The organism is [Clostridium] aerotolerans DSM 5434 (assembly GCF_000687555.1).
Taxonomy (GTDB): Bacteria; Bacillota; Clostridia; order Lachnospirales; family Lachnospiraceae; genus Lacrimispora; species Lacrimispora aerotolerans.
On record NZ_JHWJ01000001.1, the window covers coordinates 23,165 to 47,883 of the forward strand.

General features: G+C 39.6%; 23 protein-coding genes. 17 read left to right on the forward strand and 6 right to left on the reverse strand.

The window, feature by feature from the left end; genetic code table 11:
• Positions 1-99 precede the first annotated feature (99 nt).
• On the reverse strand, positions 100-1,086 hold the full coding sequence (locus T546_RS22415; RefSeq protein ID WP_034597363.1) for a DNA cytosine methyltransferase: 987 nt from the start codon (positions 1,084-1,086) through the stop codon (positions 100-102).
• Positions 1,087-1,143: 57 nt separating this feature from the next.
• A complete protein-coding gene (locus tag T546_RS0100145) occupies positions 1,144-1,968 on the reverse strand; it encodes a hypothetical protein (RefSeq protein ID WP_026889885.1) in 825 nt (274 codons plus the stop codon).
• 261 nt (positions 1,969-2,229) lie between these two features.
• Here T546_RS0100145 and T546_RS25205 point away from each other — a divergent pair, with 261 nt between their 5' ends.
• From T546_RS25205 to T546_RS22420, 3 genes are all read left to right on the forward strand, one after another.
• Positions 2,230-2,382 (forward strand): hypothetical protein, encoded by a 153-nt coding sequence (locus tag T546_RS25205; protein ID WP_156951265.1) that lies wholly within the window; start codon positions 2,230-2,232, stop codon positions 2,380-2,382.
• A 165-nt stretch (positions 2,383-2,547) separates the two neighbouring features.
• Positions 2,548-4,158 carry a recombinase family protein gene (locus tag T546_RS0100155; protein ID WP_026889886.1) on the forward strand — a complete coding sequence of 537 codons (1,611 nt, stop codon included), beginning with the start codon at positions 2,548-2,550 and terminating at the stop codon, positions 4,156-4,158.
• Positions 4,159-4,265: 107 nt separating this feature from the next.
• Positions 4,266-5,852 carry a recombinase family protein gene (locus T546_RS22420; protein ID WP_034597366.1) on the forward strand — a complete coding sequence of 529 codons (1,587 nt, stop codon included), beginning with the start codon at positions 4,266-4,268 and terminating at the stop codon, positions 5,850-5,852.
• A gap of 229 nt (positions 5,853-6,081) precedes the next feature.
• Here the strand turns inward: T546_RS22420 and T546_RS24420 are convergent, their stop codons facing one another.
• The 4 genes from T546_RS24420 to T546_RS0100175 all read right to left on the reverse strand — a co-directional run bounded on the left by T546_RS24420 (position 6,082) and on the right by T546_RS0100175 (position 8,567).
• Positions 6,082-6,600, reverse strand: a complete 519-nt coding sequence (locus T546_RS24420; RefSeq protein ID WP_051629477.1) for a site-specific integrase — start codon at positions 6,598-6,600, stop codon at positions 6,082-6,084.
• Entirely contained in the window at positions 6,601-7,167 is a 567-nt protein-coding gene (locus T546_RS24425; protein WP_051629479.1) for a hypothetical protein, read from the reverse strand.
• 172 nt (positions 7,168-7,339) lie between these two features.
• Positions 7,340-7,978 (reverse strand): PH domain-containing protein, encoded by a 639-nt coding sequence (locus T546_RS0100170; RefSeq protein WP_026889887.1) that lies wholly within the window; start codon positions 7,976-7,978, stop codon positions 7,340-7,342.
• Positions 7,979-8,045: 67 nt separating this feature from the next.
• On the reverse strand, positions 8,046-8,567 hold the full coding sequence (locus T546_RS0100175) for a transcriptional regulator (protein ID WP_026889888.1): 522 nt from the start codon (positions 8,565-8,567) through the stop codon (positions 8,046-8,048).
• A 113-nt stretch (positions 8,568-8,680) separates the two neighbouring features.
• Between T546_RS0100175 and T546_RS25795 the strand changes: the two genes are divergently transcribed.
• From T546_RS25795 to T546_RS0100250, 14 genes are all read left to right on the forward strand, one after another.
• The gene (locus T546_RS25795) at positions 8,681-8,956 is read left to right on the forward strand and encodes a DUF739 family protein (protein ID WP_242842157.1); all 276 of its coding nucleotides are present in this window, start codon (positions 8,681-8,683) and stop codon (positions 8,954-8,956) included.
• A 138-nt stretch (positions 8,957-9,094) separates the two neighbouring features.
• A complete protein-coding gene (locus T546_RS25655) occupies positions 9,095-9,406 on the forward strand; it encodes an antA/AntB antirepressor family protein (RefSeq protein ID WP_207641297.1) in 312 nt (103 codons plus the stop codon).
• Positions 9,407-9,757: a hypothetical protein gene (locus T546_RS25660; RefSeq protein ID WP_207641298.1), complete on the forward strand. Its 351-nt coding sequence runs from the start codon at positions 9,407-9,409 to the stop codon at positions 9,755-9,757.
• Between the two features lie 86 nt (positions 9,758-9,843).
• The gene (locus tag T546_RS0100195) at positions 9,844-10,128 is read left to right on the forward strand and encodes a hypothetical protein (RefSeq protein ID WP_026889889.1); all 285 of its coding nucleotides are present in this window, start codon (positions 9,844-9,846) and stop codon (positions 10,126-10,128) included.
• Positions 10,129-10,214: 86 nt separating this feature from the next.
• Positions 10,215-10,634, forward strand: a complete 420-nt coding sequence (locus T546_RS0100200; RefSeq protein ID WP_026889890.1) for an MFS transporter — start codon at positions 10,215-10,217, stop codon at positions 10,632-10,634.
• Between the two features lie 1,351 nt (positions 10,635-11,985).
• Positions 11,986-14,076: a sialate O-acetylesterase gene (locus tag T546_RS24435; RefSeq protein WP_051629481.1), complete on the forward strand. Its 2,091-nt coding sequence runs from the start codon at positions 11,986-11,988 to the stop codon at positions 14,074-14,076.
• A 112-nt stretch (positions 14,077-14,188) separates the two neighbouring features.
• The gene (locus tag T546_RS22450) at positions 14,189-16,837 is read left to right on the forward strand and encodes a carbohydrate-binding protein (protein ID WP_242842158.1); all 2,649 of its coding nucleotides are present in this window, start codon (positions 14,189-14,191) and stop codon (positions 16,835-16,837) included.
• Positions 16,838-17,042: 205 nt separating this feature from the next.
• Entirely contained in the window at positions 17,043-18,023 is a 981-nt protein-coding gene (locus T546_RS22455) for an alpha/beta hydrolase-fold protein (protein ID WP_051629482.1), read from the forward strand.
• A 65-nt stretch (positions 18,024-18,088) separates the two neighbouring features.
• Positions 18,089-19,894, forward strand: coding sequence for a glycoside hydrolase family 43 protein (locus T546_RS22460; RefSeq protein WP_084326026.1), 1,806 nt, complete (start codon positions 18,089-18,091; stop codon positions 19,892-19,894).
• A gap of 298 nt (positions 19,895-20,192) precedes the next feature.
• A complete protein-coding gene (locus tag T546_RS22465; RefSeq protein ID WP_330371835.1) occupies positions 20,193-21,551 on the forward strand; it encodes a carbohydrate-binding protein in 1,359 nt (452 codons plus the stop codon).
• 261 nt (positions 21,552-21,812) lie between these two features.
• Positions 21,813-22,877 (forward strand): Gfo/Idh/MocA family protein, encoded by a 1,065-nt coding sequence (locus tag T546_RS0100230; RefSeq protein ID WP_026889891.1) that lies wholly within the window; start codon positions 21,813-21,815, stop codon positions 22,875-22,877.
• A 107-nt stretch (positions 22,878-22,984) separates the two neighbouring features.
• A complete protein-coding gene (locus T546_RS25210; RefSeq protein WP_156951267.1) occupies positions 22,985-23,152 on the forward strand; it encodes a hypothetical protein in 168 nt (55 codons plus the stop codon).
• A 103-nt stretch (positions 23,153-23,255) separates the two neighbouring features.
• Positions 23,256-24,098, forward strand: coding sequence for a sialate O-acetylesterase (locus tag T546_RS0100240; RefSeq protein ID WP_330371836.1), 843 nt, complete (start codon positions 23,256-23,258; stop codon positions 24,096-24,098).
• Positions 24,099-24,176: 78 nt separating this feature from the next.
• Positions 24,177-24,698: a PadR family transcriptional regulator gene (locus T546_RS0100250; RefSeq protein WP_026889893.1), complete on the forward strand. Its 522-nt coding sequence runs from the start codon at positions 24,177-24,179 to the stop codon at positions 24,696-24,698.
• Positions 24,699-24,719: the final 21 nt, after the last annotated feature.

The following is a 24,719-nucleotide window of genomic DNA, read 5'->3' on the forward strand; positions in this document are numbered from 1 at the left end:
TTTTTAACAGGGTAGATGGAAATTTATTAACTGAATTATCTGAATAGTGTAGACCTAAATTTTTCCAAATATTGTTTATAGTACATTTAATATATGTTATTAGACTTGTTGACTAAAAACCTGTTTTTTTATAGATTCAGCAATGATCCTTGCCATTTCTACAGGAACAGCGTTGCCTACCATTTTATAACCATCATCAACTTTAGTATAAATGAATTCAAAATCATCTGGGAAGGTTTGTAGTCTGGCACATTCGCGAATAGTCATTCTACGATATAGGTGTTCTTTGCCTTCAACAAATATATGCTTATTTTTATCTAATTTTGGCATTATAGGAGCTTGGGGGTGTAATTGAGCTTGTCTGCCTGATGCTTGAACAGTAAAGCCGCATTCATCCCATTGCCGCACACGATTTCTACTCATAAAAATTGTAGAATAGTTACCAAAAAAATATTCATGATTTGGTATTATTACATTTGGATTTGCTTTATTTTTGTCTAAGGCAGGCAATGCAGTATCTTGCAAATCACCAATGGCTTGTTGTAAGTTTTTGAAATCATGAGTAGCTTCTGGAAATACAAAAGATTTACCCAGGTCCTTTCGGGTACCAATGTAAAATACACGTTTTCTATCTTGTGGAATTCCATAATCAGAAACATTAATTAAAGTTACACTCAAATCATATCCGGCATTAATAAACTGATGTTTTATATTTTCGACCGCTTGCTGATGACGAGATGAGAGCATACCAACAACATTTTCAGCTAAAAAAAACTTTGGCTGTTTATCTCTTAATATTCTGATATAATCAAAAAATAGTTGTCCCCGTGCATCTTCAATTCCTTTTAATGCACCTGCCTCAGACCAAGATTGACAGGGTGGTCCACCGATAATACCATCGCAATCGGGTACTTCTGAGGATTGAATTTGCCTAATATCACGTGTATCTAAAGGCGATGAATGGTTTTTTCGGTATGTATCCCATATCGTCTTATCATATTCATTTGCAAATACAATATCGAATCCTGCTTTTTCAAAACCTAAATCAAGACCGCCTGCTCCTGAAAAAAAACTTACTAACTTCATATATAAAATCTCCTTGATTTTTCTGTCATATTAACACTACGCAAGAAAATAGTCAAATTACTTTCTTGGTATTTTTATATTAAAATTATGTTCTAGATCATTTAGAATGTGATTATGATTTGTACAATCACTATTTACTGTGATAAATTCACCTAAGGAAAACAACTGTTTTGTATTAGTAATGGTGGTCTTAGTGGGAAGCCTATAATATGGAGCGAAGCGACAATACACATTTTTCCCTCTGTTTGATCCTTCTGTCATGGGATTAATAGGTCTATGTGCAATCATAAAACCAGAGGTAGCTCTAATAACATTGACTTTAGTTATTGGTTCTAAGCTATTAATTAATCCTTGAATATTTAATGCAGGAGTGTTGGAAATATACATACAATTAGCTACATGATTTCCAGTACCAAACCCTTTTGCAACCGTTAATATATCATCTTCTGTAAAAATGTCCGTAAATCTTTGTGCAGTATTTCCTGTTCTTTTTCCAAAGCAAATACTAACGCCTACAAATGGATTAGTAGCAGTATTTGCCCATTTATTCGCCCATAGCGCGGAGGCTTTAGTCATACGATTAAAAGCGGCTGTACCAAATTCTTTTAAAAAACGATTATGTCCATACCAGTTACCAAAATAATCTGCGTTAAGAAGTTTCGCAGATATTTTAATTGGTATAGAATTATGTAAATATATAATTACATCTGTTTTGTTTTCTTTACTTTTGCTACCAATACCTTCAGCACAAAGGATTCTAGAACCAGGTACGATACCTTCCTGAAGCATCCAATAAGGTAAATTATTAGGCAAATGCTCTCCACTATGCATATTAATCATTTTTGTCAGATCGTATTCTAATTCATCAGATAATTTAGACATAATAAATCCTCCTCTTTATTTTTACAATTATATCATCTTTTTTATGCTGAGTCTATGAACGGTTACAAATTTCACTGTCCAATAATTTAGATAAAAGCTGAATTGAAAAGTTGGTTCTAATGCAGAGTTCCTAGTGCATTTACATTAAAAGGACGGCAGACTTTTATGAAGGAAGAAGAAAGAGCATGATTTTATTTCCTCTGGGGAGTCATATTGCTCTGGAAACTTATAAATAATTTTCATAGAATTGGAGGTGTTGTTATGAAAAAAATTGAAAATCAAAAGAATGAATCCCTAAAAATAATTATAAATGGTAGACTTGTCATCCTGCAATTTACATCAAATCCCAATACAGAAGTGTCAAACTTCATTAAGCAGACTTTGATTAAAGCATATAGAGTTAAGAATGTTTGAATGACCTTTTTAAATTGAAAACAAGCTATAAACCGCTATTTATATAGCTTTCTGGAGGTTAGTGTGAGATAATAAAGCTGGCGAAAGCCACCTGAACCTTGAAAATTTCATATATCAAGTGTCCGGTCTCTCACACAACATCTTATTATGAGAGGACGGATACAAATGGCTGAGAGAGTTTATTGTTTATACAGAGTTTCAACATCAAAACAGGTAGATCACGATGATCAAAATCAAGCTGATATTCCCATGCAACGAAAAGCTTGCCATGATTTTGCTGAACATATGGGCTGGACCATCGTTCGTGAGGAACAGGAAAATGGTGTTTCTGGCTATAAAGTCAGTGCGGCTGACCGAGATAAAATTCAGCTAATCAGAGACCACGCTGAAAAGGGTAAATTCGACATTCTTCTGGTTTTCATGTTCGACAGGATCGGAAGAAAATCCGAGGAAACCCCATTTGTAGTGGAATGGTTTGTAAAGAAAGGTATTAAAGTATGGAGTGTTAACGAAGGTGAACAGCGTTTCGAGTCTCATACGGATCGACTTACAAATTATATTCGCTTCTGGCAGGCGGACGGTGAAAGTCAGAAAACTTCTATCAGAACGAGAATAGCTCTTGGACAGATGGTTCAGGAAGGGCGTTTTCGAGGAGGCGTTGCACCCTATGGATATCGCCTTGAGAAAAGCGGAGTCGTTAACAAGCGCAAGCACGAAGTAAATAAGCTGGTGGTAGATGATGATGAAGCTGAAGTAGTGCGCATGATGTATAGTCTATGCGTATCCTCCGGATACGGCCGCTGGCGTATTGCAATGCTATTAAACGACAAAGGAATCAAAACCCGGAATGGAGCGAACTGGCATGAATCGTCAGTTGGAGCGATTCTAAAAAATATTACTTATAAAGGCATACTACGAAGTGGAAAATCTTATTCAGAACCATTCAAGGACTTACAGATTATAGATCCATATACTTTTGATCTTGCACAGAAATTGATGGAGGAGCGGGTCAATGAGAAAAAGGACGAGAGAACCGCTCCATTAAACACCTCAGGGCAGTCACTCTTATCCGGAAATGTATTTTGTGGGCATTGCGGAGGACGTCTGGTATTAACAACCAATGGTAAAGTAGTTAAACTTGCAAATGGTGAAAGCAAAGGTGTAAAACGGATACGGTATATTTGCTACAATAAGACAAGACGCCGTAAAGACTGTGATGGACAAACCGGATATACCATGCACTTACTGGATGACGCAGTAACACAATTGCTGCATCAAATTTTTGACCGCATGTCAGCAGCATCTGACAATCAAATTGTCGGTAGCACTCAAGACCGCCATATGGCGGAGATTAGAGCAGAGATAAAACGGATTAAGGCTGAGAATAGCAAATCAAATACAGAATATGAATCACTTAAATCAGAGGTGGTTAAGGCGGTTCAGGGAAAAAGTAAAATGCCAATGGAGGTTTTATCGGAACTTGTAGACGAGAGTCGTGATAAGGTTCTCGCGACCAGCAAACGGTTGACAATATTGAATGCAGAGCTTGAGCATGTAAACGAAAAAGCGGAGGAAATGAAAAACGAACTTTCTCGAATCCGTACTTGGTCAGAGATTTTTGATGACAGCGACATGGAAATCAAGAAAATGATTACAAATTGTATCATTAAACGTGTAAATGTTTTTGACGGATATAAACTAAATATTGAACTGAACCTGAACATCCGGCAATTTCTGGACGGGATTGACAGTGTAGATGAAAATAAAGTATCATAGCCTATGATTAAAAGGCAATGATACTAGCTATGCCCTGAATGTAAGTGCTCCTTGGAAACTAAATATCAAGTGTCCAATTCTCTTAACATTATGAAGGGACGGACAAAATGGCTGAAAAAGTGTATTGTCTATACAGGGTATCGACAACGAAACAAGTAGATCTAGATGATCAAAAGCAAGCGGATATTCCAATGCAACGCAAAGCATGTAGAAAATTTGCAGAACAAATGGGTTGGAATGTAATTCGAGAAGAGCAGGAAAATGGTATATCCGGATTTAGCATCAGTGCCGCCAACCGTGACAAACTACAGCTTATAAGACAACATGCTGAGCAGCATCGATTTGATATTCTTCTGGTATTTATGTTTGATAGAATAGGACGTCGAGCTGAAGAAACACCATTTGTAGTGGAATGGCTTGTTCAGCATGGAATCAGAGTCTGGAGTGTAAACGAAGGAGAACAAAGATTTGATAATCATACTGACTATCTCCTGAATTATATACGGTATTGGCAAGCTTCTGGGGAGAGTAAAAAAACTTCTATACGGACGAAAACTGCCTTAGGACAAATGGTTAGAGAAGGTCGGTTTCGAGGAGGAACGGTACCATACGGATACAGCTTGGAAAAGACCGGGAAATTTAACAAGCACAATAAGGAAATCAGCTGCCTGGTTATTGACGAGAAGGAAGCACAGGCTGTGCGGACAATGTTTGATCTGTGTGTCAGTTATGGCTATGGAAGAAGTCGAATAGCCGGTTATCTCAACGAGCACGGATATAAAAACCGGAAAGGTGAAAAATGGTGTGAAACCACGATTGGTATTATGCTACATAATGTACAGTACATAGGAGTACTTCGCAGTGGTGATTCAATTTCAGCCCCTTTTGAGAACCTTCGTATTATCTCACCAGAGATCTTTGAAGAGGCACAGAACATTATGAGACAGCGGTCAACAAGCAACAAGGCAAATCGTGTCATTTCTTTGAATACCAAGGGTCAGTCATTATTATCAGGAAATATTTTCTGCGGTCATTGTGGTGGTCGACTGGTGCTTACTACCAACGGAAAAGTAGTAAGGATTAATAATGGAGACGCCAAGGGTGTTAAACGGATACGATATATCTGCTACAACAAAACCAGGAAACATATGGAGTGCGATGGTCAAACAGGTTATACAATGCACATAGTTGACAAAGCAGTAGAAGAAATGTTTATGAAAACTTTGAGCATGTTGGAGGCTATGAATAGTTCCGCCTCCATAAATAATATTCAAGAAGAGCGTATACGTGACCTTCAACTAAAGCTGAATACAGCACAATTAAAAAAAGAAAAAGCTTATGCAGATTATTCAGCGGTCAAACAGAAAGTAAAAGAAACAATTAATGGAACCAGACAGATTCCAATTGGACTTTTAGACAGCCTTGCTGATGATGCTTACCATATCCTTCTTCAAACAGAGGATGAACACAGATATTTGAGCTGTGAGTTGTCAGATGCGAAAGAGCACGTTTTTGAGACTACGAAAATATATAATTCTATTCGCATCTGGTCAAGAATTTTTGATATAAGCAGTAGCGAGGCTAAAAAGATGATTCTTTCTTCTACGTTAATGCGGGTTGAGATCTCAAGGGGATACAAAATAAATATTATATATTCTGACGTGATACAAAAAATGATGAAAGTACTTGAATAGTATGCTACATTAAAGTTAATAAGCTCTCAGCATTTGCAGGTACACTAAACAATTAGGTGTAACCGGTGGATGCTCCATAAAACATGGCTAGCTGACTAGCCTCCTCAATTATAAGATAGTTAAATGCTTTTGGGGGTGCACACCCGACATATCGGGAGAGCGCTTGAATGGCATTCAAGAGGTCATGGGTTCGAATCCCACTATCTCCACGACAAAGGTCTAGTAATTACTAGGCCTCTTTATTTTTGTGTTGTAATTCGTGTTGCATAGTTTCGAAATGTTTTAACGTAATATCAACATATTTCTGCTCATAATTGTCAATTGTACCACGGTAAACCTGTTTCAATGTCTTCTCTGATGACCAACCTCCGCGCTGCATAATATACTGATCCGGAACATTGAGGGCGTGCATTATTGATGCTGCATAGTGACGCAAGTCGTGAAAACGTATATTGCCAAGTTTAAGTTTTCTTATAGCTCTTGCGAACCGGTTTAATATATTGTCAGGTGCTCCGACGTCAACAAGTTTTCCTGTTGTCGGCATCATGACAATAACGAACTGAGGCATTATAACTTCCCTGGTACTTGAAACGGTTTTTGTCGTTTTTATTATCCATTCGTCTTTTGAGGCTCGCACCTTGGCTTTGTTGACAGAAACGATGTTACCCCGGACGTCTTCAGTGGTAAGTGCACAGATTTCGGATCGTCGGAGTGTGCCGAACGCAGCAGCACAAACCGCTTTAAACATCTACTTGTCCTTCTTGAAGTGCTCCATAAGTATTTTTGCATCTTCGTCAGATGGAGTATATGTATTAGTTTTGATTCTTTGTGGTAGCTTTGCTTTTATACGCCTTGCAGGGTAATATAAGTCGTAGGCGGCAACCAATAAACCGTAAGCATTTCTCACTGTCTTAGGTGATTTGTCAATGGAAAATTCATTTATCCATTGCTGAATCCTGTCACTTCCCAAACGATCAGCTTCTAAATCAGATATACTTACCATCATATTATCCTTTATAGATTTGTACCCGATGACAGTAGTAGGGGAGAGAACATTGCTTTTAGCAATGCAATAATCCTGTATCATTTCACCAATAGTTTTATTATAGCTTTTTGATCCCATTTCTTTGTTTGCTGCCCAAGAAGCAGCTTCTTTTTCAACTTGGCGCTTCCCCTTTGGAAAAGGATCATCATTGGTAAAAGATTTGTAGATTCTTTTGTCCTTTGTTATACCGTCTGGTTGTAGAATTGTTTCGGTGTGGCTGTAAACCTGAACCCTCCAAGAGCCAGACGGTAATTTTTTTGCCGTTGCCATATTATCATTTCATTTCAATTTTGGGTATAAAAATAACGCCCCCTTGCCAGGACGTTCCAAAAATGATATAATCCTTGTGTCTATGATAGATATATCTTTTCGGTAAATCTGGTAAGAGAAAATCTATATGTAAAGCCGTTCGGTGTTGGTAGCACCGGGCGGTTTTTTTATTTTATATACGAATTATTGCTTTAATCAATTCTTCTATTACTTCAGGTGAACATATACTGACGCCATAGCTTTTATCTTCAGATTGTATATTCAAGGTATTAACTGATGAATAAACACTAGTTAATTTAGAATATGGAATTTCAAATCCTAGACCAGAACTTATAAATACAAGTCTTCTGTTAGTAACTATAAATCTACCTTGATAGTTTTCCGCAACATCTTTATATATTTCTTTACTTCCCGATTTACCACTGTTGAGATAAACCCTATTAGTTACTCTAACACTAGCTCCTTCGTTTGACTCAATACTTCCTACCCGTTTGTTTTTTAAAACACTCGCATATGTATCGCATTCAAAACTAGAAAATTCGTCTTCCTTTAAAAGTAATGTTGATACTTCTAGGCGAGGTATCATTCCAGATCTAAAGCATTGTATAGAATACTGATTTTCTACTTCATTTTGCTTAGACATTTTTAAGCGCTTAATCCGGTTTGCACATATCCAGATAAAAACTAAAATAGTAGCAACAAAAAACAGAGAGCAAAAAATCTTATTTCGAGCATCATACTTATGGAAGTTCATAATGAATCCAATGTCTAAACATACCATGCACCCTAAAATAATGGTTTTTATTTTCATAGCTATTCCCCTTTTTCTTTTGTATTTATTAAAAAGCCATTGGCTATTTTAATCTTTTATCATTAAATTATTCCTCAAAGAAAGTATCATCGTGCTTTTTCATTTCTTCAGTTACTTCTACATCTGTTCTTTCATGGGAAGTTTTTGGGATGAGGTGTCGCTGTTCTTCTTCAGCTATTTGTATGTTGAGAAGATTTTGACTATAATCAATCACTTTTTTTTTGTTGACATCGTTGAGTTGTGAAAAAGATTCAAAAGCCTTTTTCTCAAAATATTGATTATTCCACTTCTTTGCATAATTCTTCATTTGTTCTTTATATTTCTTAGCTGCATCCTCATCTATTCGTTCCATGGGGACATCGTAACCCATAAGCCAAGCCTCATTTACATTGAGGGCTTTTCCAAGAACAAACAATTTATTCTGATTAGGTTCAGTTTTACCTGCACAGTATTGGCTGATATCGGATTTGTTCATTTTTACTTCGTATTTTTCACAATACGGAATTGATAAGTTCAGAATATCAATCTGGCGTAAATTTCTATCATTCATTATTTTTTTTAAACGGGTAGCAGTATTTTCGTTTTTCATAATTTATTCCGCCCTTCTATTGTAAATATATCACAAGTTATACAAAAGTTCAATAGAAAAAACAAAAGTTAAAAATGTTGAATTCTACATTGATAACAAATTTGTGTAATGTTATGATACAGATAGTTAAAAATGTTGAACTTAAGGAAAGGAGAAAAGATATGCCATTTAATTATAATAAGCTGCGTGGAAAGATTATTGAAATGTTTGATTCACAAGCTAAATTTGCTGACGCCATGGGGTGGTCAGAGCGTACAACGTCGTTAAAGTTTAACGCGAGAGAAGCTGGAAACAAACTGACATTTATATGGCTATTAAATAGTTACACTTATGTGAAAAAGATATTCCTGAATGTTTTTTTAAATCAAAAGTTCAAAAAAATGAACTAATATTAAAGGAGGACAAAGGATGAATGATTTATTAAATCGACCAATAGTAGACCCATCAACCCTGACCCCTATTGAAATTGCTCTGGGAATTGACATTGATGGAATGACACAGAAAGAATGTTGCATGAATTTTTAGGAATGGACAAAAGTAATTTTTCCAGATGGGCAAAAACGAACATAGAAGAAAACGAATTCTATGATGAAGGTAAGGACTGGTGGGGGTTCGTCATTGTGACGAACGGTAATGAATGCCGAGATTACAAGTTTACAACGGATTTTGCAAAACATCTATCCATGAGCTCGCGCTCTGCAAAGGGCAAGATTGCAAGGGACTATTTTGTATACGTAGAGGATGGAGCCAAGAAAATGCTTGTCCAGTTTCAGGACATGTCCCCTCAGCTTCAGTACATGATAAAAGTGGAGCAGGAGCAGAAACGTAAGGCGAAGTAGATGGAAGCCGTAAACAATCGGGTGTATAGCATCAGGGAAGTTGTTGCACTGAATACCACCTCATGGCGAGAAGACACCAGGAATCTCATTAATAAGATTGCTCAGGAGCTAGGTGGTGGACAAACATTTCAACAGGTTCGTGCAGAAAGCTATGAGTTTCTGGAAAAGCGGATGGGAGTCAGTCTGAAGCAGCGTCTTACCAATAAACGCCGACGCATGGCTGATGAGGATATTTGTAAATCGAAGAGGGACAAGCTTTCTCAGGTGGATATCATAGCCGAAGATAAGAAGCTGATTGAAGGGCACACGGCCATCGTAAAAGAAATGGCAATCAGATATGGGGCTGTGTAATTCGTATTCCTGTAAGTCCTGCTGGATCCAATGTCCGGAAAGGAGCCGAAGGTATACCTGTATGAAATATGAAAGGAGGAAGCCGAGTGCCAAAGTTAAAGCCAAGCCACAAAGAGGCGTTAAGCAGGGTAGAAAGAGCCTGTATCTCCAGTAATATGGATCTTTATTGTCTTTATGAAGAGAATGTAGCAGTTAAGCTGGGAATCACTCAGTGGACGATCCAGAACAAACGTGCAAGGCCAGGAACCTTTACTTTAAGTGAGTTATGGGATTTAAGTAAGTCTTTAAAGCTTACGCCTGTACAAGCAGCCAGCATCGTATTGCGTCGACCGCTTACCAGTAAGGAGATCAAGGAGTTTATTCTATTGTGAAAGGAGGCCCCCCATGCGACAGTACTATGAAAACTTAGATGACTATACCGACACCCGCCCGTCGCGCTTGATGGAGCTTACAAGGGATGGGCTATTTTGGCATAGGTGAAACAATATGCATGTCGATTGGTCCCATGCTTGGAATCTTCATGCTTAATAAATTTGATTTTAATGGTTTATTCTCATCGGGAGCAATTATCCTATTAATTGCAGTTCTACTTATTTTAGGAATTACAAAAAATAGAACACAAGAGAAAGATTTTAGCGAAAATGAAACGAACAAGATATCGTATAGTTTATTTGATAAAAAAGTTTTGTTACAGTCCCTACTAATATTTTTTATTGGCATTGTTGTTAGTGGAGTTATAACATATTTATCTTTATTTGCGGAACAACAAGGGATAGGTAATGTGGCTTGGTTTTTCTTCATATCTGCCATTGTAGGTATTTTTGTCAGAGTTGCTAGTAAACAGGGAATTCGTTATTTCACACGACGTGATTTTTAAAATAGTTCATACTCTTAAAAGCCAATACTCTGTTACATATCTATGTAATTTAATGAGTGTTAATCAATCTGGATATTATAAAAGGAAAAATAGAAAAGGGAAAAGGAACCAGTACGAAATTAATCGTGACCTTCTTACACAATTAAAAATCGAAATAAATGAAAAGCACAAATCACATGGATATCACAGAATTATATCTGGAAGATTACATACCCTGGGATTCGCTGATCCATAAACTGTAACGATAGAGTCAACCTTTAATGATAAGGGAAGGTTGGCTCTTTTTAAATACACGATTTTATTTGACGCTTACTAAAAAAGGACAAGTATTTAATTTTTTGATCTTTGGCGAAAATGGCGGTAGGTTTTATATATTTCATTCTCCATCTTTAGGCCCTTTATTTTCTTTAGAAGTGTGCTATTAAATTTATACATATACTTGTGTTGCAGAATATAATGACTAGGAGTATCGTTTTTTTTACGACTTACAAAAAATGCACATAAAAAATGTTATTTTAATAATGTAAATTAATACTTTTTTAAAATAAATATTTTGATACAGATTAATAATTGTGTGAATGGTATAAATTCGTATAAATACATTGTTTATTTTGGTTATTATGATAGATATAAAAATAGAGCATATGGTTTAAGCTCTTTTCAATTTTTCGAAAATTTTGAATTTAATAAGTGTAATGATATTGATGTTAGATATATCCGAGTTGTTTATGAACACTTTATATCGATTAAAATGAAGCTTAAGTATTTTGACGAATTGGGTGTTATTTACAAACAACAAAAAGAAATGGTCAAGTTTTATGATTTTGCTGAAATATAAGCTAAAGTAGCCCTAATGATGGGGAATGCAACTGAACAATCGGTTGCCAGCGTTCTCGATTCAGTTGGCTATAACTACTTCCCGTATACGTATGACAGAGGGCATCCTGGGTGGAAGTTGTTCGGCGGTGAGACCAGTTCGGCCGTAAGAAGCCGGGGTGTCTATAAAACACCGACCAATTAAAATATTTTGACCGGCAGTGATGCGGAAAGCTTTCAGGCTAGAGCCGCCAGTACCAATAGTGGTTGGAATATTGAGATTCGGCTGGATGGTATTACGTATACTCTAATTATGCTGCCGTGCATCTCCCATATGGGATGTCGGCGGTTTAAAGATAAGTTTATTTTATTATACAAAATAAGGTAGTGAAGGGGGGATGAAAACTTAAAGATAAGCAATACGAGTGAAGTGTACTTACTAAAAATGAAGGAGGTTAAAATGGTGACGTAATGATGAATTTAATCTAAAGGTAGGTTTTCTGTTAAACAACCAAAAAAGAAAGGAGAAATAAAAATGGAATCAAAAACCTTAATGAAAGAAATAAGCAGGAAATTGAAACAAACATTTTCCATATTCGCTGTACTTCTTGCTGTACTTCTTGCGAGACCTGTATGTTCAGTGGCGGCAGAAACGCTCCCAACTCTTCCGCCGTCAGGCTATGACCAAGTCAAGAACAACATTCCACACGGTCAGGTAAGCTATATTACATATCAGTCCACAGCGACAAACAGCCAGCGGAGGGCGAGAATTTACCTGCCTCCAGGGTATTCAACGAACAACAAATACAGCGTCATGTATTTATTGCATGGCATTGGCGGGAATGAAGACGAGTGGTACAACAACGGCGCACCGAATGTCATCCTTGACAATCTCATTGCTGCCGGCAAAATTAAACCCTTTATCCTTGTATTACCAAACGGAAATGCAACAGGATCTGGAGTAAGGGATGGTTGGGAGAATTTCACGAAAGATTTGATGAATTCTCTTGTACCTTATATCGAATCACACTATTCCGTTTATACTGATGCCCAACACCGGGCGATTGCCGGTCTTTCACAGGGTGGAGCCCAATCGCTGAATATCGGGTTGCCGAACGTGGATAAGTTCCCCTATATCGGTGGCTTTTCTTCCTCACCCATCACCAAACAGGTTAACCAGCTGTTTCCTGACGGCGGGACTAAGGTTAGGGCGAATTCAAAACTGCTGTTTCTCTCCTGCGGAACCTCAGATGGACTTATATCCAATAACAATAGGGTAAGAGATTATTGCAAGTCCAATAATATTCGCTACACGGAATGGCTTCTTTCGGGTAGGGGCCATGATTGGAGCGTGTGGAAGCCAAGTCTGTGGAATTTTGCCCAGATGGCGAGTGCAGCAGGATTTACGGATCAGACAACACCAACACCTGACCCTAAATCGGCATTTACACAGATCGAAGCAGAGAGTTACGATAACCAGTCTGGAATCCAAACCGAAACTTGTAACGAGGGCGGACAGAATGTCGGTTATATCGAGAATGGGGATTATGTTAGTTACAGCAATATTGATTTCGGGAGTGGTGCGGCAAGCTTCCAGGCCAGAGTAGCCAGCGCCGCCAGTGGAGGTAATATTGAGATCAGGCTGGATAGTATTAACGGCACTTTGATCGGGACTTGTCCGGTTTCAGGAACCGGTGGTTGGCAGACTTGGACTGATGTAAAGTGCAATGTCAACGGGACAAGCGGAAAACATGACGTTTATCTGAAGTTTACAGGCGGTAGTGGATACCTGTTCAACCTCAACTGGTTCAAATTTACGACGCCATACAGTAAGGAAATTCAAGGGGTTGAAAACGAAGAAAGTCTCATCTCTACGCCTGCTCAGGCATTCGTACAGACAACAACGCCAACATCAAAAACTGGTAAATTCCACTGTTTTTTGTTATTAGGTCAATCCAATATGGCAGGTTATGCTTTGGCACAAGATTCTGATAGAGCGGAAGACCCCCGCGTGCTTGTATTGGGGTATGATAATAATGCTGCACTCGGGCGGGTAACCAATAAGTGGGATGTGGCATCTCCACCTCTTCATGCTTCATGGCTTAATGCTATCGGCCCTGGAGATTGGTTTGGCAAGACCATGATACAGAAAGTCCCGGCTGGTGATACGATTGGACTGATACCCTGCGCGATCAGCGGTGAAAGAATCGAGACATTTATGAAGTCGGGAGGCACCAAATATAATTGGATCCTCAACCGTGCAAAAATTGCACAGCAAAATGGAGGCGTCATTGAAGGCATCATTTTTCACCAGGGCGAATCCAACAGCGGTGACCCGAATTGGCCCGGCAAGGTAAAAACACTGGTAGAAGACCTTAGAAAAGATTTAAACCTGGGGAATGTTCCTTTTATCCCCGGCGAACTTCTTTACAGCGGTCCTTGTGCAGGTCACAATACTTTGGTAAACAAACTGCCTTCCATGATTTCGAATTGCTCGGTAGTCTCTGCTAAAGGTCTGGTAGTAGACCCTGGCGATACACAATACCGTCTCCATTTTAGTCATGATTCATCAGTTACCCTGGGAAAGCGATATGCTGAAAAAATGATTCAAGCCCTCGGTTGGTGAGCTGGCTTGTAAAACCTATGATTTTACCGTCTTTAAAAAGTACTTGTTGGGTGCAATTTCAAAGTTACCTTATACACTAAAGGTATGTTTTAAAAACCAGGAGGAAACAGGTATGTTAAAAAAGAAGGCTACTAAAAAAAGTGTTTCATTAATTCTCTCTTTGATAACTGTACTATGCAGCATATTTACTTTTACTGTCTTTCCCATAACTACATCTGCAGCGACTCAGGCAACCTATTATGTTTCGCCGACAGGAAACGACAGCAACCCAGGAACGCTTGCAGCACCCTTTAAAACAATTGCAAAGGCGCGTGACGCTGTACGCATGATCAACGGCAATATGACCGGAGATATCTATATTTATTTGCGGGGCGGAAACTATAGCATTACCAGTACCGTTACTTTTGGACCACAGGATTCAGGGACAAACGGATACAGGATCTATTACCAGGCATACCAGGGTGAAACTCCTGTCTTGAACGGTGCAACAAAAGTTACAGGCTGGACTCAGCATAGCGGCAATATTTATAAGGCTACACTCAATCGTTCGACCAAATTGAGAAACCTTTATGTGAATGACCAGAGGGCTTCGATGACCAGCAAAACCGTTACAGCCCGCGGAGGGTACGGGACTTATTCCGTAACTGCAGGACAGGCTAGTTGGGCATGGACAAGCGGCAGTAAGAGTGACGGGGTTCAGTATAATACATCGGATTTACCGGCAATTGCCAGCAACAAAGATGACCTTGAGATCGTAAATGGTACTACCTGGAATGAGAATATAGTTTGTACCAGGGATGTCATTACATCCGGCAATTATAGAGTGCTTCTTTTGCAGCAGCCTTATGGGGCGATAGCACAGACTCCGGGGTGGGGGGCAGCCTTTAGTGCTTCCGGTACCCATACGATTTATAATGCCTTCGAATTCTTAAATTCTCCTGGACAATTTTATTTTGACAAGACGGCCAAAACGCTTTATTACTATATCCGTCCAGGTGAGAATATGACCACTGCCGATGTAGAGGCTCCTGTTGTAGAGAAGCTGATCGATATCGCAGGAACATCAACGACTAACAGGGTCAAGAATATCACTTTTCAGGGCATTACTTTTGAAAATACGGATTACAGCCTTGTGAATGTTGCGGGCTCACACGGTAAATCTACATGTCAGGCTGCACAGGCATTTACCGCTTTTTATAACGACAATTGGCACAACACCAAGTATGATCTTGTTGATACATTGCCGGGAATGATCAACGTAACCAGCAGCGATTCCATCAACTTTATAAGAAATATAGTAAAGCACAGCGGAAATGATGGAATTACCATGGTAAACGATGTTATAAATTCCAGTCTTATCGGCAACTACATCACGGACATTACATCCAGCGGCATCACGGTAGGGCATCCGCAGCATGTTTATATCGGAGATGGTGGAAACCATGCAAAATATGCTCCCGGAGTAGAAGGGGTTTGTAAAAATAACACCATCAACAATAATTTCTTGTACAACATAAGCACGTCTCACGGATTTGGTGGATGTGCCGCCATCACGGCTTACTTTGTCGATACCCTCAAAATAACGAATAACCATGTTCAATCAACAGCATACAATGGGATCCATTTAGGATGGGGCTGGCGTAATTTTACTGACTCCACTACCTGTAAAAACAACACAGTAAGTAATAACCGGATTATTAATACCTTAACCAGGCTTCATGACAGTGGAGCCATCTATACCATCGGACAGATGCCGGGCACGAACATTAACCAGAACTATGTCAAGGGAATTCCTCCTGCAACCTCCGGTCCGACCTATGGTTTGCATAACGATGAAGGAACTGCCTATATCAATGAAAATGACAACGTACTGGATATTGATCCTGGGGTAAAGTATACCATCAACTGTGAGGATTTTGGAGAAAAACACGATTTGACCATACTGCGGACCTATGCCACCGTTAGTAAAATGGGCGTTAATCCTCCAAACAGTAAAATTGATCCCCCGGTTGTCGTACCGGATAACGTATGGCCTTTGACACAGTACACCACCTGTCTGAATTCGGGAATCCAGGAAGCATACAGGGATATTATCCCGGCGAACTTACTTTCGACACCGGATTATGTGTTCCCCGCAAGTTGTGCAGCAGCAGCCGGGACCAGCATAGGTATAAGGAGCAGCGGGAATTCTTCAAATACGGTATGGTTTGCCCCGGCCGGAACAACCAGTTTTGTCGAGGGCCCCACGATGACGAAAGCGGAAGGAACTGCGACAACGATTACTGCCCCAGCCACTGCTGGTACGTACAGGTTGTGTGTAGTAAATTCACAAGGCATGAAGATGGGTGAATCGGCGGCACTGCTCCGAGTAAGCGGATCGTCTTCACAGATTGAAGCGGAGAGTTTCAGCAGCCAATCGGGTATTCAAACGGAAACCTGCAGCGAAGGAGGACAGAACATTGGGTATATTGAAAATGGGGATTATGCCGTATACAACAATATCAATTTCGGCTCCGGAGCGACAAGCTTCCAGGCCAGAGTAGCCAGCGGAGCCAGTGGAGGGAATATTGAGATCAGGCTGGACAGTCTTACTGGTCCTTTAGTAGGAACTTGTTCTATCACCGGGACTGGCGGTTGGCAGACGTGGGCTACCAGAACCAGCAGTGTCAGCGGAGCAAGTGGGATACATAACGTATACTTGAAATTTACCGGTGGGAGCGGTTACTTATTCAATCTAAACTGGTTCCAATTTAACGGGTGAAGGACTTTGACTTAATGAAAATGTATCTTCTCGGGTCCATTCAAGACTTAGGTCCCTGTACAAAATGACCTTGCAGCCAGGGACTTAAATCTTGATGGTGTTATATCAAAATCACCTTATTCGCTTTAAAGAGAGTGTACTCTAACCATACTGCCGTGTATCCTTAATGGAATACCGGCGATATAAAAGAAAGGGGAAATAAAAAATGAGACTAAAACCCTTATTGAATGAAATTGGCAGGAAAATGGTACCGGCTTTTTTCACTCTTGCAGTACTTTTAGCAATGCCTGTAAATTCAATGGCGGCGCAAGCGCTCCCAACCATGCCGCCGTCAGGATATGACCAAGCCAGGAACAACATTCCGCATGGGCAGATCAACAATATTACTTATCAATCATCAGCAACAAACAGCCAGAGGAAGGCGAGAATTTATCTGCCACCAGGATATTCAACAAGCAAAAAATACAGCGTTCTGTATCTATTGCACGGTTACGGCGGGAGTGAAGGTGATTGGTTTACAGGCGGAGGCGCAGCAAATGTCATTATGGACAACCTCATTGCTAATGGCAATATTCAGCCATTTATCATTGTAACACCAAACGCAAATACATCGTCAATATCTGATAGTAAGCTTCCGGATGATATACTCAACAGCCTTATACCATACATCGATTCACACTATTCTGTTTATACTGACCGCCTTCACAGAGCAATTGCCGGTCTCTCGTATGGTGGTCCACAATCATATAATATTGGGTGTACAAATATGAACAAATTCGCCTATGTCGGAGCTTTTTCAGGCGGCGGACCTGTTGCCTATCCGACCAGCAAGTTGTTTCCAAATCCTGCAGCTACCCGTCAGCAGATGAAGCTATTGTTTCTTTGCATTGGAACCAATGATAATTTATCTTACAGTGACGGCATAGCTAATTTCTGCAAGAGCAATAGTATCCCTTGCACCTATTATCAAATTCCAGGAAGAGGTCACGATTGGACTGTTTGGAAACCAAGTCTGTGGAATTTTGCACAAATGGCGAGCGCGAAAGGATTTACGGATTATGGCTCTCCGAGGTCGGCATTTACACAGATCGAAGAAGAGAGTTACGACAACCAGCCTGAAATCCAAACCGAAGCTTCTAATGAGGACGGACAGAATATCGAAGATATCGAGAATGGGGATTACTGATGGTGTAATTGATGCACTTGATTTTCCAGTATTACGAAATTATCATATTGATTGGAGGTAAATCTATGAAAAAAGTATGTAAAGTTGTAGTTTCTCTGTTGGCTATTTCCTTATTTCTTTCAACAGAGTGTTATGCAGACAATCCAATCGTACAAACGAATTATACTGCGGATCCTGCCCCGATGGTCTATAACGGGACTTGCTATCTGTATACCAGTCATGACGAGGATACCACTGTCAATAATTTTTATACCATGAATGACTGGAGATGCTATTCATCCACCGACATGCAAAACTGGACGGATCATGGTTCACCGTTGTCTTACAATACATTCAGTTGGGCGCAAGGCGATGCATGGGCTGGTCAGGTTATTAATAGGAACGGGAAGTTTTATTTCTACGGTCCTATGACCCGGAAAAACGCCGGGGGCGCAAGGGTAATCGGTGTAGCGGTATCAGACAGCCCGACCGGGCCATTCACCGATCCCATCGGGAAACCTTTAATCGCCAATAACGGGGCGCAGGATATCGACCCTACCGTATTCATTGACGACAATGGACAGGCGTATCTCTACTGGGGGAACGGTAACCTCTATTATGTAAAGTTGAATCAAGATATGATTTCATACTCAGGCGGGATTGTCCAAGTATCTCCGAAACCAGCGAATTTTATCGAAGGCCCGTGGTTCTACAAGCGTAATAATTTATATTACATGGTATACGCAGGTATGACTGGAGGATCCGAAAATATTTCCTATGCTACCAGCAACAGTCCTACCGGGCCATGGACCTCCAAGGGAACTATTATGGGTTCGCAAAACAGCTATACAAACCATCCGGGAGTAATCGATTATAAGGGAAATTCCTACCTCTTTTACCATACCGGTTCTTTACCGGGAGGCGGAAGCTACCATCGTTCTGTTGGCGTGGAACAATTCAAATACAATGCAGATGGCACAATTCCCAGTATCCCAATTACCAAAAATGGTCCCGGCCAGCTTAGTAATCTAGACCCATACGTCAAAACGGAAGCTGAAACAATTTGTTGGGAATCCGGAGTTGAGACAGAAAAATGCAGTGAAGGCGGAATGGATGTATGTAATATCGAAAACGGGGACTGGATAAAAGTAAAAGGTGTAGATTTTGGTTCTGGTGCGGCATCTTTTGAAGCAAGAGTAGCTTCGGCTACTAACGGCGGGAATATTGAAATCCGCCTTGACAGCGAGACAGGGAAACTGGTGGGAACTTGTGCTGTTTCAAGTACCGGCGGTTGGCAGACCTGGACAACTAAGACCTGTAATGTAAGCGGTGCAACAGGAGTACATGACCTATACTTAAAATTTACCGGCGGAAGCGGTTTTCTATTTAACATCAACTGGTGGAAGTTCACCGGCACAGGTGTAACTCCAACTCCTGGTGAGACATCGGCTTTTTCACAGATAGAAGCGGAAAGCTACAACAACCAGTCTGGAATCCAAACCGAAAGCTGCAGCGAAGGAGGAGAGGATGTCGGTTATATAGAAAACGGGGATTATGTAGTTTACAAAAATATTGATTTCGGCAATGGTGCAGAAAGATTTAAGGCCAGGGTAGCCAGTTCCAGCAGCGGAGGTAATATTGAAATCAGGCTTGATAGTCTTACTGGTCCTTTAGTAGGGACTTGTCGGGTTACCGGAACCGGAGGCTGGCAGACTTGGGCTGATGCAATGTGCAGTGTGAACGGAGTAAGCGGAAAACATGACTTATACCTGAAATTTACGGGAGGAAGCGGATACTTATTCAACCTTAACTGGTTCAAGTTTACCGGTGGAGGTGTAACTGCCGGAGATATCAAGGAAGATATGAGCGTCGGTGAACAGACGATGCCTTGATGAAAATGTACCTTCTATTACGAAATTACCTTGTTTGCCTTAAAGACGTGCGCTCTAAAGTTGTTTACAACAATACCGTTAAATTCAAATAAGGAGGTAATTGTGGATTATGAAAAAAATTTCGATATGTATTATTGGAATAGTTTTATCACTGGCATCTTTCAATGTAGTACATGCTGCTTCATCGTATATTGATTATTTTAAAGCGACGCCGATAATAGATTCCCTATCGTCGTCCTGTTGGGGCGCCGCGGCAGTGGGTCCTCGTGATCAATCCAACGGTTTGGAAGACAGGACCATGTCGAAGTATGCTTATTGGGATGGAGGAATCATCAAGGGGCCGGATGGCACATATCATATGTTTGCCAGCCGGTGGAATCAATCTGCCGGTCACAACGGGTGGTTTGGCTCTGTGGCTGTTCATGCGACAAGCTCCAATCTGTATGGACCTTATACGGACAAGGGTATATGCTGGCCGGGCGATCAGGGCGGTAAAGGTCACAACGTGGTTCCGCTGCAACTGAAAGACGGACGGTATGCTATCCTTGTGAGTGAAACCAGACGGCCGGCGGAGATTTTTGTCTCCAATTCCCTGGATGGGCCATGGTCAAAGCTGGGTAGTGTATCGATTGCTTCAAACGCTTACTCATCCAATTATACAGCGTCAAATGTTTACATTATGCTTCGTCCGGATGGACGTTATGGGTTGATTGAAAGAGATGGGGTAATTGGTATTGCTGATAATGTCCTTGGACCTTACACCATTCAAGGAACCAATATTTATGCGAAGATTCCCGGTTGTCCGACAGTCAACATGGAAGATCCCGTTATGTGGTATAGTGGTGGCCTTTATCATATTATTGTCAATAAGTGGGACACACGTAAGGCGTATCACATCACTTCCCAAGATGGTATCAGCAACTGGAAATTAGAACCTGGATACGCCTATGATCCGACAGCGAATTTTATCCGCTATTCAAATGGTACGGTCAATCATTGGAATAAATTAGAACGTCCCAATGTGTATATGGAGAATGGCCATGTGGTTGCGATGACACTCTCAGCGATAGACGTTGCAAAAGACCAAGACTTGGGCAACGACAGTCATGGCAGTAAGGTTATCGTCATTCCCTTTGATGGTGCCGCATTAGATTCTGGGGGTGTTCCGCCAGCTCCTGACCCAAGATCGGCCTTTACACAGATCGAAGCGGAGAGTTACGATAACCAATCGGGAGTTCAAACCGAAAGCTGTTCGGAAGGTGGGGTGAATGTCGGATATATCGAGAACGGGGATTATGCAGTTTACAGAAATATTGATTTCGGCAGTGGTTCTGCAAGCTTTCAGGCCAGAGTCGCCAGTGCTTCCAGCGGAGGCAATATTGAGATCAGGCTGGATAGCCCTACCGGGACTTTGATAGGGACTTGTCCGGTTGTCGGGACCGGAGGCTGGCAAACTTGGGGCTCTGCAAGGTGCAATGTCAGTGGGGTGAGCGGAAAGCATGACTTATATCTAAAATTTACGGGAGGAAGCGGATACTTATTCAACTTAAACTGGTTCAAATTTGGTACAGGAAGTAATTCAGGAAGCTTGAATGATTTAAATTCCGATGGGGAAATTGACTCCATTGATTTAATGTCGGTGAAAAACACCTTTTAGGATTGGAGACGATACTTGGTAAATTAATAGCAAAAATAGGCGCATTTTCAATTTTGAAAATGCGCCTATTTTTCTCTAATTGTGAATAACAACGGGCATTATGAAAGTCATGAAAACATGGTAATTTATTATGAAGAAGAAGTAAATAATCAAATAAAACATGGTTTTTTTGATTGAATAGTTTTACAATTTGTCATAAAATAAAGAATGAATTTAAGTACTAGGCTTATTGTGGTTTTGTTATAATTAAAGGAGGGTCCCATGGCTAAAATTAGATATGCTATAATAGGAAATGGATTCCGGGCAATGGCTTTTTTAAGAATAGGCCTTGTTCTATCTGCACAATTTGAAGTGACCTCTGTTTTCTTTCGAAATAAAGAGAAAGCTGCCGAATTTTCAAAAACCCATTCCGTTCCAGCAGCTTTGACCATAAAGGAATGCTTATCTACGAATCCTGATTTTGTGGTGATAGCCATAGGAAGGGATGGAAATCCTGAGATGATAAAACGGTTAATCCCTTATGGCATTCCAATGTTAGTGGAGACACCTCCTGCCATGAACTTAAATGACCTTCATTCCCTGTGGGACACTTATTTAAAACAACATGCCAAGATTCAAATTGCGGAACAGTATTTTTTACAGCCGCTTAATGAAGCGAAATTAAAGGCTCTAAAAAAAGGAATATTAGGCGAGGTTCATAACATATCCATATCCTGTGCTCATGACTATCACGGTGTCAGCTTAATTCGAAAACTGTTAGGAGTTGGATCTGAAAAAGCTCAAATAAATGGTAAAAACTATCAATTTCCTGTGACGGTCACCGACTCCAGAGATGGAATTAAGACGGATGGAGAAGTCGTCATCTCAGACCGGTCAAGATACACCATAGAATTTGAAAGCGGAAAAGTAGCTTTTTATGATTTTGCCTCTAATGTACAATACCGTTCCAAAATCCGAACCCGTCATCTAAATATTCAGGGGGTTCGTGGGGAAATGGATGACGATATTGTACGCAGCTTGACCAAAGATAACCAGCCGTTAGTTCAAACCTTTCAGATTACCCAGGATATTAATACTTTGTCTACCTATTCCATTAATCTTGGGGGAGAATGTCTCTATAGGAATCCTTTTGCAAGGGAACGGTTTACGGATGATGAAGTTGCCATGTTACGCTGTCTCCTTGGAATGAAAGAATATATATTGACTGGTAACAGCTTTTATTCCTTTGCAGAGGGCTGCCAGGATAACTATTTTTTCTTATTGATGCAGGAAGCTTTAAAGCAGCCGCATGTAGCCGTAAAAACAGAGGTTCAACCATGGAATTAGGTAAAGAATGGGGATTGTAAAGATAAGCTTTACATTATAATACAGTGAAAATATTTAGTTCGCGTGCGTCCCTATGAAAACGATGTATAGCTCAGCTAGGAGAGTACTTGAATGGCATTCGTGAGGTCATGGGTAAGAATCCCACTATCTCCATTACATACATAAATCCACAGGCAGGAATGCTTGTGGATTTTTATATTTTCTTATACGACGCATACCTGGAAGGCTTGAATGTAAAATCAATCAGTTTAAATCTTACTTCTAAGAAAAAATAGTTGACAAATAGTCTAATTAGACTAATAATGGATTAAATAAGTAGTTACTTAACACTTATTACGAAATGGAAGCATTTTTCGTGAAGGTTAAACGAAAGAAAGGATGAAAAAAATGATAAAATCATTTTTAATGATAGGGCAATCCAATATGGCTGGACGAGGGTTTATTCATAAGGTGCCCCCAATTTATAATGAAAGAATACAAATGTTACGTAATGGTAGATGGCAGATCATGACTGAGCCCATCAATTATGATCGACCAGTTTCAGGAATAAGTCTCGTCGGTTCATTTGCAGATGCATGGTGTCGTCAAAACCAAGAAGATACTATTGGTCTAATTCCTTGTGCGGAAGGTGGAAGTACACTGGATGATTGGGCTGCAGACGAAGTGCTTTTTAGACATGCAATAACAGAAGCTAAATTCGCTATGCAAAGCAGTGATTTAACAGGAATTCTATGGCATCAAGGAGAAAGTGATAGTGCTAATGGTAACTACAAAGTATATTATAAAAAGTTACTTTTAATTATTGAGGCTCTTAGAAAGGAGTTGAACTGTCCAGATATTCCAATTATTATTGGTGGCTTAGGGGATTTTTTAGGCAAAGAAGGATTTGGAAGAAGTTGCACTGAATATAATTTCATTAATCAAGAGTTACAAAAATTTGCTTTTGAACAAGATAATTGTTACTTTGTCACAGCATCAGGTTTAACTTCTAATCCTGATGGCATTCACATTGATGCAATTTCTCAAAGAAAATTTGGTTTACGATATTTTGAAGCCTTTTCTACGAAGCAACATGTATTGAAGCCGTTAAATAATGAAAATGAGTTGATAAATCTTAGTCATGCTAGAATTCATACTAAAACAGAAATAATATATATAAAAAGTATGGAGTTTGCATTAGGAAAAATATCATATGAGGAATTTGTATCTCAAATTATGTAAACAAGCAATGATTAAACCTTGTAATTTTGAAATAACTATTAAAAAAATTTTAATGAAGAACATAAAGGAGGTGATATATTGATACCCTTACTAATTTTAGGTTTATTAAAGCAAAACCCAGGTTCTTACGGATACGAATTATTAACCTTAATGGAAGAGAGACACTATACATATATTGTAAATTTTACTAAAGGGTCGTTCTACTACAATCTTCAACAATTAGAAGAGAAACAATATATTAAAAAAGTTAACCAATCAGACAATACAAGAGAGACGAATAATTACATCATCACTGAACTAGGAGATAAGGAATTTGAAAAACTGATGTATAAGTATGGTTCTAAGACAGAGTATATAAATTTATCTTTCTATGCAGCAATGCTATTTGCTAATGAATATAAAGATGAGAAGCTAACAAAACTAATAGAAATACAAATCGAACAGACCAAAAAGAAAATTTCTTTATTAGAACAATCTATCCATAATAATGAAACTATCTCAACTTATTTCAGGAAAATGTTAGAAAATTCACTTTCTCATCATTTAGTAAATGTTCAATGGTTTGAAGGACTGTTAAAAGAGTTAAGAGATGAAAATTAATTTAAGGAGTATCAAACTAAA

Excerpts from the sequence above, each read along its gene's own strand:
- T546_RS22415 (WP_034597363.1), bottom strand. The coding sequence starts at position 1,086 with ATGAAGTTAGTAAGTTTTTTTTCAGGAGCAGGCGGTCTTGATTTAGGT.
- T546_RS0100145 (WP_026889885.1), bottom strand. The coding sequence starts at position 1,968 with ATGTCTAAATTATCTGATGAATTAGAATACGATCTGACAAAAATGATT.
- T546_RS25205 (WP_156951265.1), top strand. The coding sequence starts at position 2,230 with ATGAAAAAAATTGAAAATCAAAAGAATGAATCCCTAAAAATAATTATA.
- T546_RS0100155 (WP_026889886.1), top strand. The coding sequence starts at position 2,548 with ATGGCTGAGAGAGTTTATTGTTTATACAGAGTTTCAACATCAAAACAG.
- T546_RS22420 (WP_034597366.1), top strand. The coding sequence starts at position 4,266 with ATGGCTGAAAAAGTGTATTGTCTATACAGGGTATCGACAACGAAACAA.
- T546_RS24420 (WP_051629477.1), bottom strand. The coding sequence starts at position 6,600 with ATGTTTAAAGCGGTTTGTGCTGCTGCGTTCGGCACACTCCGACGATCC.
- T546_RS24425 (WP_051629479.1), bottom strand. The coding sequence starts at position 7,167 with ATGGCAACGGCAAAAAAATTACCGTCTGGCTCTTGGAGGGTTCAGGTT.
- T546_RS0100170 (WP_026889887.1), bottom strand. The coding sequence starts at position 7,978 with ATGAAAATAAAAACCATTATTTTAGGGTGCATGGTATGTTTAGACATT.
- T546_RS0100175 (WP_026889888.1), bottom strand. The coding sequence starts at position 8,567 with ATGAAAAACGAAAATACTGCTACCCGTTTAAAAAAAATAATGAATGAT.
- T546_RS25795 (WP_242842157.1), top strand. The coding sequence starts at position 8,681 with ATGATACAGATAGTTAAAAATGTTGAACTTAAGGAAAGGAGAAAAGAT.
- T546_RS25655 (WP_207641297.1), top strand. The coding sequence starts at position 9,095 with ATGGACAAAAGTAATTTTTCCAGATGGGCAAAAACGAACATAGAAGAA.
- T546_RS25660 (WP_207641298.1), top strand. The coding sequence starts at position 9,407 with ATGGAAGCCGTAAACAATCGGGTGTATAGCATCAGGGAAGTTGTTGCA.
- T546_RS0100200 (WP_026889890.1), top strand. The coding sequence starts at position 10,215 with ATGGGCTATTTTGGCATAGGTGAAACAATATGCATGTCGATTGGTCCC.
- T546_RS24435 (WP_051629481.1), top strand. The coding sequence starts at position 11,986 with ATGGAATCAAAAACCTTAATGAAAGAAATAAGCAGGAAATTGAAACAA.
- T546_RS22450 (WP_242842158.1), top strand. The coding sequence starts at position 14,189 with ATGTTAAAAAAGAAGGCTACTAAAAAAAGTGTTTCATTAATTCTCTCT.
- T546_RS22455 (WP_051629482.1), top strand. The coding sequence starts at position 17,043 with ATGAGACTAAAACCCTTATTGAATGAAATTGGCAGGAAAATGGTACCG.
- T546_RS22460 (WP_084326026.1), top strand. The coding sequence starts at position 18,089 with ATGAAAAAAGTATGTAAAGTTGTAGTTTCTCTGTTGGCTATTTCCTTA.
- T546_RS22465 (WP_330371835.1), top strand. The coding sequence starts at position 20,193 with ATGTCGAAGTATGCTTATTGGGATGGAGGAATCATCAAGGGGCCGGAT.
- T546_RS0100230 (WP_026889891.1), top strand. The coding sequence starts at position 21,813 with ATGGCTAAAATTAGATATGCTATAATAGGAAATGGATTCCGGGCAATG.
- T546_RS0100240 (WP_330371836.1), top strand. The coding sequence starts at position 23,256 with ATGAAAAAAATGATAAAATCATTTTTAATGATAGGGCAATCCAATATG.